This window comes from Stutzerimonas stutzeri, assembly GCF_000935215.1.
Classification (GTDB): domain Bacteria; phylum Pseudomonadota; class Gammaproteobacteria; order Pseudomonadales; family Pseudomonadaceae; genus Stutzerimonas.
The window spans coordinates 1-13,318 of record NZ_JXXD01000182.1; the positions used below are offsets into that span (position 1 = coordinate 1).

The following is a 13,318-nucleotide window of genomic DNA, read 5'->3' on the forward strand; positions in this document are numbered from 1 at the left end:
ATCGGCGGGGCTTTTGCGTTTTATGCGGCGTCGCTTTCGGCGGTCAATTGCGCTGCTTGCGATTGACGGTCTGGGCTGCCTTGATGATGTCCGCGCCGATCACCGGTTCGAACTGTTGCCAAACCGGACGCATCGCTTCGCGCCAGCGCTCGCGCTCTTCCGGGGTCAGGCTGACGATCTCGGTCGTTCCCGCCTGGCGAATGCGCTCGCGGTCGGCCTGATTAAGCTCCTCGGCCTCGCGGTTCACCATGTAACTCACTTCGTCGAGGATGGCTTCCAGCTCGAAACGGATCTTGTGCGGCATGCCCATCCAGAAACGGGTGTTGCTGACCACCATGTAATCGAGCACACCGTGGTCGCTCTCGATGATGTACGGCTGCACGGTATGCATCTTCTTGCTGTAGATGTTCGACCAGGGATTCTCCGCGCCCTGTACGGTGCCGGTACGCAGGGCGTCGTAGACATCGGCGAAGGCGATCTTCTGGGTCGATGCGCCGACAGCACCGAACTGCGCCTCGAGCACGGCCGACGGTTGAATGCGGAAGCTCAGCCCCGAGGCATCGCTCGGCAGGCGTAGCATGCGGGTCGCCGAGAGCTGCTTCATGCCGTTGTGCCAGTAGGCCAGGCCGGTGATGTTCTGGTCTTCCATCGAGCGCAGCAGCTGCTTGCCCTTGGTGCGCTTCTGGAAGCGGTTTACCGCGTCGATATCGTCGAATAGGAAGGGCAGGTCGAATACCTGCAGCTGCTTGGTGTATTGCTCGAACTTCGCCAGTGACGGTGCCAGCAGCTGCACTTCGTTGTTGCGCAATGCCTCCAGCTCCGTGGCATCACCGAACAGCGTCGAATTCGGATAGACCTCAACGCTTACCTGGCCGGGCAGGCGCTCTTCGGCCAGGCGTTTGAACATCAGCGCACCCTTGCCCTTGGGCGTGTCTTCGGCCACTACGTGAGAAAACTTGATGACGATGGGCTCCGCCTGGGCGAATGCGCTGGTGACCGCCAGCACAAGCCCGGCAAGGGTAATGATCGGCTTCATGAAAGACTCTTTATTCTGGTTGGTTGGCAGTGCATCCAGGCGGACCGACCGCGAGGACGCTTCTAGGCTTTCAGCCGCTCCTTATGCCAAAGATAGGTGACGACTGAAAGCGCTTTCCCCAACCAACCCGGCGGGAGCGGCACCGTGTCACAGTTTTGCCTGGCGTCCCTCCGCTGGGGCCATCACCGTGGTACTGGCTTGATGAGACTGGCCGGTCACCTCCCATCCGCCGCCAAGCGCTTTGTACACGGCGACCACCCCTCGATAGAGCTCGACCTCGGCCTGCGCCTGGGCGTCTTCGGCGGCAAGGCGCTCGCGTTCAGCGTCCAATAGCACGAGGAAGTCCGCGGTGCCTTCGCGGTAGCGGATTTCCGCCTGTTGTGCAGCGGCACGACTGGCGGTGGACTGCCGCAACAATGAGAGAAGGCGTTGCTGGACGAAGGCGTAATCGCTGAAGGCATTTTCCGACTCTTCCAGTGCCAGAAGGACCTGTTGCTCATAGCTGGCCAGTGCCGCATCGGCGTCGGCTTCGGCACCCCGCAGGCGCGCCCGCACGCTGCCGAGGTCGAACGCTGCCCAGCTGATGCTCGGCGCCACGCCCCAGGCCCGCGCCGCGCTGGAACCGATCTGCGAGCCGCGCCCGGCAACGAAGCCGAGAAAGCCCGACAGACTCACCCGCGGAAACAGGTCGGCCGTCGCCACGCCGACATCGGCAGTGGCCGCAGCCAGCTGACGCTCGGCTGCACGAATGTCCGGGCGCCGGCGCAGCAGCTCGCCGGGATCGCCAATCGGTAGCGACTTGGCGATTGCCGGCAGCTCGCGGGGCGAGAGGTCGACGCTGAGCTGATCGGCTCGCTGGCCGAGCAGGGTAGCGATGCGGTTGCGCGCACGCGCCTGCTGCGCCCTGAGCTGCGGCAGGCTGGCTTCGGTGGCCGCCAGACGGGCATCGGCGCGCAGAACGTCGAGCTCGCTGCCGACGCCCGCTTCGCGAAGCTGTTCGGTCAGCTCATGGGAATTGCGCTGGTTGGCCAGGTTGTCGCGGGCGATGCGCTCACGCAGCTGGGCACCGCGCAGCTGACCGTAGGCATCCACCAGCTCGGCAATCAGGCTGACCTGCAGCTGGTAGAGCTCGGCCTCGACGGCATCGGCCTGCGCCTCGCTGGATTCCAGGCGGCGCTGGATGCGGCCGAACAGGTCCAGCTCCCAGGCCATGTCCAGCCCGAGGTCGTAGCGTTCGGCATTCACACGCTGTTCGGTCACGCCGGGTTGCTGGGCCTTGCCGATATCGGCGCTGGCGCCCGCGGTGACGGTGGGCAGACGATCATTGCTGACGTCATCGCGAATAGCCCGTGCCGCCCGTAGGCGGGCATAGGCGATGCGCAGTTCGCGGTTCTCGGCCAGCGCTTCGCCGACCAGGGCGTCCAGCGTCGGGTCGTCGAACTGCTGCCACCAGGCCGCTTCGAAGTGTGAGTGGTCGTATTCGCCAGCCGAAGCGCTGTCGATACGCGCCGGTTCCGGCTGCGGTGCCCGGTAATCGGGGCCTACAGCACAGGCGCTCAGTGCCAGAGTGAGCAGGGAAAGGGCGAAGAACTTCATGCGCGGGCCTCCTTGTAAACCGCTTTGCGGGCTTCGCGTTTCTCGACGAAGGCACGAATCACCAGATAGAACACCGGGGTCAGCAGCAGGCCGAAGAAGGTGACGCCGAGCATGCCGCTGAACACCGCGACGCCCATGGCATGACGCATCTCGGCACCGGCCCCGCTGGAAAGCACCAGCGGCACCACGCCCATGATGAAGGCGAAGCTGGTCATCAGGATCGGCCGCAGACGCAGGCGGCAGGCTTCGAGGATCGCGGCCAGCCGGTCCATGCCTTCTTCCTGTTTGTCCTTGGCGAACTCGACGATGAGGATGGCGTTCTTGCACGCCAGACCCACCAGCACGATCAGGCCGATCTGGGTGAACACGTTGTTGTCGCTGCCGGCCAGGATCACCCCGGTGATCGCCGAGAGCAGCGTCATCGGCACGATCAGGATCACCGCCAGCGGCAGGCTCCAGCTCTCGTATTGCGCGGCCAGCACCAGGAAGGCCAGCAGCACGCAGAGCGGGAAAACGAATATCGCGGTGTTGCCGGCGAGGATCTGCTGATAGGTCAGTTCGGTCCATTCGTAGCTCATGCCATTCGGCAATTCAGCCTTGAGCAGGCGCTCCATCGCGGCCTCGGCCTGACCGGAGCTGTAGCCCGGTGCAGCTGCGCCGTTGATCTCGGCGGTGAGGAAGCCGTTGTAGTGCATCACCCGATCAGGGCCGGCGCTGTCCGTGACGTTGACGAAGGTCGACAGCGGGACCATCTCGCCGCGGTTGTTGCGTACCTTCAGCTGGCCGATCTGCTCGGGTGCGAGGCGGAACTTCTGATCGGCCTGGACGTTGACCTGATAGGTGCGGCCGAAGCGGTTGAAGTCGTTGGCATACAGCGAGCCGAGGTAAACCTGCATGGTGTCGAAGATCTCGTCGATCGGCACGCCATGGGTCTTGGCCTTCTCGCGGTCGATGTCGGCATCCACCTGCGGCACGTTCACCTGATAGCTGGTGAACAGGCCGGCCAGCTCCGGATAGTCCGCGCTCTTGGCGATGACGTTCTGCACCTGGCTGTACAGCTCCTCGTAGCCGAGGTTGCCGCGGTCCTGCACCTGCACGCGGAAACCGCCGATGGTGCCCAGGCCCTGTACGGGTGGCGGCGGGAAGATGGCGATAAAGGCGTCCTGGATCTGCGCGAACTGACCGTTGAGGTCCGCCGCGATGGCGTTCGCCGAGAGCGACGGGTCCTTGCGCTCATCGAAGGGCTTGAGTGGGGTGAATACGATGCCGCTGTTCGGGCTATTGGTGAAGCCGTTGATCGACAAACCCGGGAAGGCCACGGTGTTCTCCACGCCCGGGTGCTTGCCGGCGATTTCCGACATGCGCTTGATCACGTCCTCGGTGCGGTCCAGCGTGGCGGCGTCCGGCAGCTGGGCGAAGGCGACCAGGTACTGCTTGTCCTGCGGTGGCACGAAACCGGTCGGCGTGCTGGCGAAGCCCATGTAGCCGAGGCCGACCAGCCCGACATAGACCACCAGCGCAATGCCGCTGCCGCGCAGGATGTGCCGCACCAGGCCGACGTAGCCGTGGCTGGCGCGGTCGAACATGCGGTTGCACGGCGCGAACAGCCAGCCACCAAAAATTCGATCGAGCAGACGCGAGAAGCCGTCCTTTGGTGCGTCGTGCGACCTGAGGAGTGCGGCGGCCAGTGCCGGCGACAGGGTCAGCGAGTTGAAGGCCGAGATCACCGTGGAAATGGCGATGGTCAGCGCAAACTGCTGGTAGAACTGCCCGGTGAGGCCGGAAATGAATGCAGTCGGGATGAATACCGCGCAGAGCACCAGCGCCGTGGCGATGATCGGCCCGGTCACTTCCTTCATGGCCTGACGGGTCGCTTCCTCCGGCGACTTGCCGAGGCCGATGTTGCGCTCGACGTTTTCCACCACGACGATGGCGTCGTCCACCACGATGCCGATGGCCAGCACCAGGCCGAACAGTGACAGAGCGTTGAGCGAGAAGCCGAGCAGGTGCATGACCGCGAAGGTGCCGATCAGCGATACCGGCACCGCGGCCAGTGGAATGATCGAGGCGCGCCAGGTCTGCAGGAAGAGGATCACCACCAGCACCACCAGCACGATGGCCTCGAGCAGAGTGTGCACCACCGCTTCGATGGAGCCGCGCACGAAGATGGTCGGGTCGTAGACGATCTCGTAGTCCACGCCTTCCGGGAAGTCGCGTTTCAGCTCTGCCATGCGTGCCCGTACCGAATCGGAGATTTCGATGGCGTTCGAACCCGGGCGCTGGAATACCGGAATGGCGACGGCGGGCTGGTTGTTCAGCAGCGAACGCAACGCGTACTGGCTGGAGCCCAGCTCGACACGGGCGATGTCCCGCAGGCGGGTGATCGAGCCATCTTCACCCGCGCGGATGATGATGTTCTCGAATTCCTCCTCGGTGACCAGGCGGCCCTGGGTGTTGATCGACAGTTGAAAGTCCGTCGCGCCTGGTGCCGGCGGTGCGCCCAGAGAACCTGCAGCGACCTGGCGGTTCTGCTCGCGAATCGCGTTGACCACGTCCGATGCGGTGAGGTTGCGCGAGGCGACCTTCTCCGGGTCGAGCCAGACGCGCAGGGAGTAATCGCCCATGCCGAACAGCTGCACATCGCCGATGCCATCCAGCCGCGCCAGCTCGTCCTTGACGTTGAGTGCGGCGTAGTTGGACAGGTAGAGCATGTCGTAGCGCTGATCCGGCGAGGTCAGGTGCACCACCATGGTCAGGTCCGGCGACGCCTTGTCCACGGTCACGCCGAGGCGCTGCACCTCGGTGGGCAAGGTCGGCATGGTGCGCGTGACGCGGTTCTGCACCTGCACCTGGGCGTTGTCCAGATCAGTGCCCAGGCCAAAGGTGATGGTCAGGGTCAGCTTGCCGTCGGCGGTCGCCTGGGACGACATGTAGAGCATGCCCTCGACGCCGGTGATGGCCTGCTCCAGCGGGGATGCGACGGTTTCGCCAATCACCTTGGGGTTGGCGCCGGGGAAGTTGGCGCGTACCACCACGGTGGGCGGGACGACTTCGGGGTATTCGCTGATCGGCAGCTGGAACAGCGAGATGGCCCCGCCGATGAGGATCACCAGCGACAGCACGGCGGCGAAGATCGGCCGCTTGATGAAGAATTGCGAGAAATTCATGGCGCACTCCGGGGTAGGGCGCGCGTCTGGCGCCCTGGCGGATCGATCGGATTGGCGCGGCAGGCGCGCCGGAGTTCAGGTCAGTTCTGGGAGGTATTCAGCTGCTTGGGCGCTGAGCCAGGCTGCGCTCGACGACCTGCGGTTTCATCGCCTCGCTGATCGCGCGGTTCTGCTGGCGCAGGGTGGCCAGGGTCTCCGCGTCGGCCATCGGTACCGACTCCGGCTGCACCTGGCTGCCCGGGCGCACGCGCTGCAGGCCGTTGACCACGATGCTTTCGCCCTTGGCCAGACCGCTGCGGACGATGCGCAACCCTTCCAGCTTGGGACCGAGCTCGACCGGGCGGTAGGCGACAGTGCCGTCTTCGGCCAGTACCAGGACGAACTTCTTGCCCAGATCCGTACCGACGGCGACGTCCTTGATCAGCACGGCGTCGTAGGTCGCGCTGCCGACCAGCTTCAGGCGTGCATACAGGCCGGGGGTGAAGCTGCCGTCACGGTTGTCGAACACGGCGCGACCGCGGATGGTGCCGGTGCGCGGGTCGACCTGGTTGTCGACGAAGTCCATGTGGCCCAGGTGCGGGTGACCGTCCTCGCTGGACAGGCCGAGGTAGACCGGGGTCGCCTCGCCACGGTCGCCGTTGCGCGCCAGCTCGCGGTACTTGAGGTAGGTACGCTCATCAGCCTCGAAATAGGCATAGACCTTGTCGGTGGAGACCAGCGTGGTCAGCAGCGCCTCGCCGGCGTTGACCAGGTTGCCGGCGGTGATCAGCGCCCGGCCGACGCGGCCGTCGATGGGCGCGGTCACGCGGGTGAAGGAGAGATCCAGCTGCGCGCGGTCCAGTTGCGCCTGAATCGCCGCGGTTGCCGAGCGGGCTTCGCTGGCGGCACTGACGCGGGCGTCGGCGAGCTCGTCGGAAATCGCGTTCTTCTTGCGCAGGCGCTCGCCGCGTTCGGCTTCGGCGACGGTGCGTTGCTGGTTGGCGCGAGCCTGTTGCAGTTGCGCCTGCAGGCGCTTGACCTCAGCCTGGAACGGGCGCGGGTCGATCTGGAACAAGCAGGTCGCCTTTCTTCACCAGCGCGCCTTCTTCGAAGGCCACCTTGTCGATGAAACCGGACACGCGCGGGCGAATCTCCACCGACTCCGGCGCTTCCAGGCGGCCAGTGAGTTCGTCCCACTCGGTCACCTGCTGCTCGATGACTTCCGCGACGCTGACGGCGGGCGGCGGCATGCCCGACTGGGTGGCCTCCGGTGCCTTGCCACAAGCGGCGGTGATCAGCACCGTCAGGGCGATAAGGGGAAAACGCAAGGCGTTGAACGAACGTTCCATGCTTGACTCCGCAAGTCGGATTTGTTGATGGCAGGAGTCTGCGTGGTCAAGCCGTTCAGCAAAAATCGAACGAGGCGAAGGTGAATATCATTGGCGGTGATGGTTGCGCATTCGTTATCAGCGCAGCGCGAGGATATTGCTCACCTATGCGTGGGAGCGGTATTGGCCGCGAATGAACCTGCCGCCGCCGAAGCCTCGACGCGGCATTCCCCAGCGACCACGCTCGAGGCCACGAAAAACCGGTCAGCGCATCACTGGCGGGAGCAGGCCTATCTACCCGGCACGCGCCGCGAAGCCCCGGGCGTCGGGCCTGTCAGAGACTATCCGGATCGCCGACGAACATCTGGATGCGCGAACGCAGCCAGCGCTCGGCGGGGTCGTTGTCCTGGGCGCCGCGCCAAGCCATGGACAGCTCGAAATCCTGGCTGGTCTGAAACGGCAGCGGTTCGGCGCGCACGCCGCCGTTGGCCGCCAGCGCCGCGGCGGCGTAGTCGGGGACGGTGGCGATGATGTCGGTGCCGGCAAGCAGGCTGGCCAGGCCGTTGAACTGCGGCACCGCCAGGACCACCTTGCGCTTGCAGCCGTGCAGCGCCAGTTCCTCGTCGATATAGCCGTTGAGATCGCCGGCAAAGGAGACCATCGCATGCGGACGGCTGCAGTAGTCCTCCATGCTCAGCCGGCCGGGAATGCTGTCGGCGCGCAGCAGCATCGGTTTGGGCCGGCGCAGTACCTTGCGTTTGGCATTGGCCGGCAGCTCCTCGGTGTAGCAGACGCCCACCGATATCTCACCGGACGCCAGCAGGCCGGGCATCAACAGATAGTTGGCGCGGCGCACCACCAGCACCACGTCCGGCGCTTCGGCGCGCAGGCGGCGCAGCAGCGGCGGTAGCAGGGCGAACTCGACTTCATCGGTCAGGCCGATGCGAAACACCTGGGTGCTGGTCGCCGGGTCGAAGGTCGAGGCGCGGCTAACGGCGGTGGAGATCGAGTCCAGCGCCGGTGAAAGCAGCTGGGCGATCTCCAGCGCGCGGGCGGTCGGCTCCATGCTGCGGCCGGTACGGACGAAGAGCGGATCGTCGAACAGCGTGCGCAGTCGTGCCAGGGCGGCACTGATCGCCGGCTGGCCGAGAAACAGCTTTTCCGCTGCGCGGGTCACGCTGCGCTCGTGCATCAGCGTTTCGAAGACGATCAGCAGATTGAGGTCAACACGGCGAAGGTCGTTGCGATTCATACCTGGTTCACGTCGAGCCTGCAGCCGGACCAAGAGGCGTCCGGCTCTGGAGGGTGGTCTGCATTCTAGACAGCTTCGGCTGCCAACGGCATGCCCGATCCCGCTTTCGAAATGCACAAAGCTGCAATGCGCCGGCAAGCATACATACGTAGTTCCATCATTACTGCGCATGGGAACTATCGATGGGAATCCACGCCGTTCACTGGAGTTGTGACGATACTGACGATAGAGTCCGTTCGCACAGTAGTAAGTGAGGGGTCGAAATGTCCCGCATCATCCGTTTTCATCAGTTCGGCCCGGCCGACGTGTTGCGCCACGAGGAACGCGCAATGCCGGTTGCCGGCCCAGGCGAGGTGCTGATTGGCGTGCGCGCCATCGGCGTCAGCTGGAATGACGTGCTCTGGCGCCAGGACCTCGCGCCACGACACGCGCGTCTGCCTGCCGGGCTCGGCAGCGAGGTGGCGGGCGAGGTGCTGGCGGTGGGTGAGGGCGTTCAGGGCTTCAGTGTCGGCGATCATGTTGCCGGCTTCCCGGCCCACGATCTCAATCAGTATCCGCTCTACGCCGAGCATGCGCTGTTGCCGCAGCAGGCGCTGGTGCGTTACCCGGACATGCTCAGCGCCAGTGAGGCGGCGATCCACTACACGCCGATGCTGGTCAGCTATTTCGCGCTGGTCGAACTGGCCCAGCTGGAACCCGGCCAGTACGTGCTGATCAACCAGGCGGCTCACTGCACCGGGCCGGCAGCCGTACAGCTGGCCAAGGCGTTGGGCGGCCGGGTGATCGCCACCTGCGACACCAGCGAGGACCGTGACTACCTGCGCGAGCTGGGCGCGGAGACGGTGATCGTCACCGAAGAGGAAGACCTGGTCGGCCGCCTGCAGAAGGTGACCGAAGGCCGCGGCGTCGACGTGGTGCTGGATGCCTGTGGCGGTTCGCAGATGAAACTGCTCGGCGACGTCATGGCGCCACTGGGCAAGCTGATCCTCTATGGCATGAACGGCGGCAACGAAACGGCCCTGCCGGTGTGTGCGGCCTTCAAGAAGAACTTCAAGTTCTTCCTGCACTGCCTGTGCGACTTCACCGGGCAGCCGGAGCTGGGCATCGAGCAGAACCGTGAAGCCGTGGAGCGTGCGCTGCAGCATATCAACCAGCTCACCGTGGATCGGCTGATCTGGCCGCAGCTCGACCGCCAGTTCCCGTTCGAGCAGGCAGTCGAAGCCCACCAGTATGTCGAAAGCGGCGTACCCCGCGGCCGCGTCGTGCTGACGCTGAACTGACCCTCCGAGGGCCCTGTACAGGGCCCTCTCATCGCCCCGTAGAAACTTTCCTCGCGCCGTTCAAGTCCTCCGAAGACAGGCTCATAACCTTGACGGAGGATTTTCCATGGCTGAAGACAATCAGACCCTACCGCCGCAGGAGCAGCCCGAGCCCGGCAAGGAAGGGCTGATGAACCCGCGCCCGGAATACCGCGGCGAAGACTACAAGGCGGCGGGCAAGCTCGAAGGCAAGGTGGCGATCATCACCGGTGGTGACAGCGGCATCGGCCGCTCGGTGGCCGTGCTCTACGCCCGTGAGGGCGCCGACGTGGCAATTCTTTACCTCGACCAGCATCAGGACGCCGACGAAACCCGCACTGTGGTCGAACAGTACGGCCGTCGCTGCCTGACCTTCGCCGGTGACGTGGCCGATCGCGACGTCTGCCGCAAGGTCATCGACGAAACCCTCGCCGCGTTCGGCAAGCTCGACATCCTGGTCAACAACGCCGCCGAGCAGCACCCGCAGGAAAAGCTCGAGGACATCAGCGAAGAGCAGTGGGAGAAGACCTTCCGCACCAACATCTTCGGCATGTTTCAGATGACCAAGGCGGCGCTACCGCATCTCGGCAAGGGCGCTTCGATCATCAACACCACCTCGGTTACCGCCTACAAGGGCAGCCCGCAACTGCTGGACTATTCGGCCACCAAGGGCGCAATCACGGCCTTCACCCGTTCGCTGTCGATGAACCTCGCCGAGCGCGGCATCCGCGTCAACGGCGTCGCGCCCGGGCCGATCTGGACACCGTTGATTCCGTCGACCTTCGATGCCGACGAGGTCGCCGAATTCGGCTCCAACACGCCGATGAAGCGCCCCGGCCAGCCCGATGAAGTGGCGCCAGCGTATGTCTACCTGGCCAGCAGCGATGCAGCCTACGTGAGCGGCCAGGTGATCCACGTCAACGGCGGCACCGTGGTCAACGGCTGACCCATTGCCGGGCCAACGAATTGGCTCGGCCACATCAACGCTTGGAGAACGACCATGCCACGCACAATCTGGAAAGGCGCAGTCAGTTTCGGACTGGTACACATCCCGGTGGCGCTGGTACCGGCCACCACCCGCCAGGGCATCGATTTCGACTGGCTGGACAAACGCAGCATGGACCGGGTCGGCTACAAGCGCATCAACAAGACCACCGGCGAAGACATCGACAGCGAGAACATCGTCAAGGGCGTGGAGTACGAGAAGGGTCACTACGTGGTGATCAGCGATGACGAGATCAAAGGCGCGCACCCCGAGGCGACCCAGACCGTGGATATCGTCGCTTTCGTCGATGCCAAGGACATTTCCTTTCTCTACATCGACACGCCGTACTACCTGACGCCGGACCGCCGCGGCGAAAAGGTCTATGCCTTGCTGCGCGAGACGCTGATCCAGACCGGCAAGGTCGGCATCGCCAACGTGGTGCTGCGCAACAAGCAGCACCTGGCGGTGGTAATGCCGCTGGGCAAGGCGCTGGTGATGAACACCCTGCGCTGGGCCGACGAGGTGCGCGGGGTCGAATACCTGGAGCTGAAGGACGAAGCGCTCGATCCGGACCTGGCCGAGCGTGAGCTGGACATGGCCAAGCGGCTGGTCGAGGACATGACCGAGAAATGGAAGCCGGAACAGTACAAGGACACCTTCCAGGACCAGATCATGGAGCTGGTGGAGAAGAAGGCCCGCGAAGGCAAGCTGGAAGCGGTCGGCGGGCCGGAGGAAGCGGTGGATCGTCGTTCGGCGGATGTCATCGACCTTACCGAACTGCTCAAACGCAGCCTCGCTGCCAAGCCAGGCAAGGTCAGCAAAGAGGACGACCACGAGGAGGAGGAAAAGGCGCCGGCCAAGCCCAAGACTGCGAGCAAGGCCAAAACGAGCAAATCTTCCTCGGCGGCTTCGCGCACGCGCAAGGCGCCAGCGGCGGGCAGCAAATCCAGCAAAAAGGCGAGCTGATCGGGGTAGCCCATGCCAGAGCAGCGCAAGAGCGCCGGCCGCCCGCTGGTGGGCGGCGTCGGCATCAGCAATCCACAGCGAGTGATCGACAAGGCCAGTGGCGCGACCAAGCTTGCGCTGGCCGAGTACTACCTGGCGGTCGCCGACCGATTGGTGCCGCAATTGGCTGGCAGGCCACTGTCCATCGTTCGTGCACCTGAAGGCGTCGACGGCGAAAGCTTTTTCCAACGCCATTGCGGTCGGCTGAAGATGCCGCACATGCGCGCACTGCCGAAAAACCTCGATCCCGAGCATGCGCGGCTGATCCAGGCGGACAACATCACCGCGGTCATCGAGGCCGTGCAGATGGGTACCGTCGAGTTCCACACCTGGAACGCGCGCAGTGACCGCGTCGAGCGGCCCGATCGAGTCATTTTCGATCTCGACCCCGATCCCGCGTTGCCCTGGTCGAGCATGGTGGAGGCGACCGAGCTGACGCTGCGGCTGCTGGACGACCTGGGATTGCAGGCCTTCCTCAAGACCAGCGGAGGCCGCGGCATGCATGTCGTGATGCCGCTCGATCGTCGGCACGACTGGGACCTGGCCCGGCAGTTCGCTCGCTCGGTCACCGAGCGGCTGGCGCGCGAGGCGCCGGAGCTGATCGTCGACAAGATGGGCCCGCAGAATCGGGTCGGGCGAATTTTCGTCGACTACCTGCGCAACCAGCGCGGGGCGAGCACCGTTGCCGCCTATTCGGTCAGGGCGCGTCCGGGGCTGGCGGTATCCGTGCCTGTCGAGCGTGAGGAGCTGGCGCAGCTGGAGAGAGCCGATCGCTGGAACATCGGCAACCTGGATGAGCGTTTGCGGGCATTACGCAGCGACCCGTGGGCCCGCTACGGCGCCGTTCGCCAGGGGCTGACGCAGGCACTGCTCAAGCGCCTGGAGAAGGGTTGAGACAACGGTGTGGCGGCGAGCGATCAGGTGGTCTGGGGGTCGTCGGTATCCGCCACGGTCTGGTTTCCATATGGCGCGCCGGGCTTGTGTTCGTCCAGCTCCTCGGCACAAGGCACCTGCGGCACATCGCCCGGCTTGTCATGCACGATCGGGTCGGGTTGCGGCACATCGGGTCGCACGTGAGTCATCGTCGTTCTCCTGGTGTTCGCCAGCTCAGCGTTGGCGGCCGTTCTGCATTGATCGGCCCACGTAGGCGAGGTTCCGGCCAATCGTCGCTGCTCGCGGCGCTGGCGACCGTCGGCGTGGTCGGGTTCGGCACCCACTCATGGGGGACTTGAAACCGGCAACTGCCGTATTGCGCTCCACCAGGCTCGACCGGTCGCCGGACGGGCTGGCTAACGGCCGCCCGGGGCTGAACTTTCCAGGGTCACTTGGCTCGGAAGAAAGAGCCGACGAAAACCGTACCGGTCGCCTCCCGAACCGCACGATGACGCGTCCAGAGGCGGCTCGAGCAACCCGAACCCATGCGCCCCAGGAGCCCGTTCGATGAGCGATGCACAGCCTACCGCGACGATTCACCCTCGACTCGAAGAAGCCCTGCAGATGCCGCGCATCGCCATCGAATCCACCTTGCCGGTGCTGGATGAGGGGCGCTTTGCCGCCAAGGCGGTCATCGGCCAGCCAGTGGTCGTGACCAGCAAGATTTTCGCCGACGGCCACGACCAGCTGGCCGCCGCCGTGTGCTGGCGTGAGAAAGGCGAAACCAGCTGGCGGCGGG

The 13,318-nt window shown here is 64.9% G+C and carries 10 protein-coding genes and 1 pseudogene; 5 read left to right on the forward strand and 6 right to left on the reverse strand.

Going from position 1 to position 13,318, the window contains the following annotated elements; all coding sequences use genetic code 11:
* Positions 1-43: 43 nt before the first annotated feature.
* From LO50_RS18090 to LO50_RS18110, 5 genes and pseudogenes are all read right to left on the reverse strand, one after another.
* Complete coding sequence (locus tag LO50_RS18090; protein WP_041013756.1) at positions 44-1,036, reverse strand: TRAP transporter substrate-binding protein; 993 nt, start codon at positions 1,034-1,036, stop codon at positions 44-46.
* 147 nt (positions 1,037-1,183) lie between these two features.
* A complete protein-coding gene (locus LO50_RS18095; RefSeq protein ID WP_044315873.1) occupies positions 1,184-2,632 on the reverse strand; it encodes an efflux transporter outer membrane subunit in 1,449 nt (482 codons plus the stop codon).
* Positions 2,629-5,799, reverse strand: a complete 3,171-nt coding sequence (locus tag LO50_RS18100) for an efflux RND transporter permease subunit (RefSeq protein ID WP_044315874.1) — start codon at positions 5,797-5,799, stop codon at positions 2,629-2,631. Before LO50_RS18100 ends, LO50_RS18095 begins: the two co-directional genes overlap by 4 nt.
* A 97-nt stretch (positions 5,800-5,896) precedes the next feature.
* Positions 5,897-7,127, reverse strand: a pseudogene (gene mexE / locus LO50_RS18105) (multidrug efflux RND transporter periplasmic adaptor subunit MexE).
* A gap of 313 nt (positions 7,128-7,440) precedes the next feature.
* Positions 7,441-8,358 carry a LysR substrate-binding domain-containing protein gene (locus tag LO50_RS18110; protein WP_014820192.1) on the reverse strand — a complete coding sequence of 306 codons (918 nt, stop codon included), beginning with the start codon at positions 8,356-8,358 and terminating at the stop codon, positions 7,441-7,443.
* 263 nt (positions 8,359-8,621) lie between these two features.
* Here LO50_RS18110 and LO50_RS18115 point away from each other — a divergent pair, with 263 nt between their 5' ends.
* From LO50_RS18115 to ligD, 4 genes are all read left to right on the forward strand, one after another.
* The gene (locus LO50_RS18115; RefSeq protein ID WP_041013760.1) at positions 8,622-9,638 is read left to right on the forward strand and encodes a zinc-dependent alcohol dehydrogenase family protein; all 1,017 of its coding nucleotides are present in this window, start codon (positions 8,622-8,624) and stop codon (positions 9,636-9,638) included.
* A 106-nt stretch (positions 9,639-9,744) separates the two neighbouring features.
* Positions 9,745-10,602, forward strand: a complete 858-nt coding sequence (locus LO50_RS18120; protein ID WP_044315875.1) for an SDR family oxidoreductase — start codon at positions 9,745-9,747, stop codon at positions 10,600-10,602.
* A gap of 54 nt (positions 10,603-10,656) precedes the next feature.
* Positions 10,657-11,607: a non-homologous end joining protein Ku gene (ku, locus tag LO50_RS18125; RefSeq protein WP_044315876.1), complete on the forward strand. Its 951-nt coding sequence runs from the start codon at positions 10,657-10,659 to the stop codon at positions 11,605-11,607.
* Between the two features lie 12 nt (positions 11,608-11,619).
* Positions 11,620-12,540, forward strand: coding sequence for a non-homologous end-joining DNA ligase (ligD, locus tag LO50_RS18130; protein WP_052816827.1), 921 nt, complete (start codon positions 11,620-11,622; stop codon positions 12,538-12,540).
* Positions 12,541-12,563: 23 nt separating this feature from the next.
* Here the strand turns inward: ligD and LO50_RS25120 are convergent, their stop codons facing one another.
* On the reverse strand, positions 12,564-12,728 hold the full coding sequence (locus LO50_RS25120) for a hypothetical protein (protein WP_003285031.1): 165 nt from the start codon (positions 12,726-12,728) through the stop codon (positions 12,564-12,566).
* A gap of 358 nt (positions 12,729-13,086) precedes the next feature.
* Between LO50_RS25120 and LO50_RS18135 the strand changes: the two genes are divergently transcribed.
* The coding region (locus LO50_RS18135; RefSeq protein ID WP_044315877.1) for a maltotransferase domain-containing protein at positions 13,087-13,318 on the forward strand (232 nt) is incomplete at its 3' end.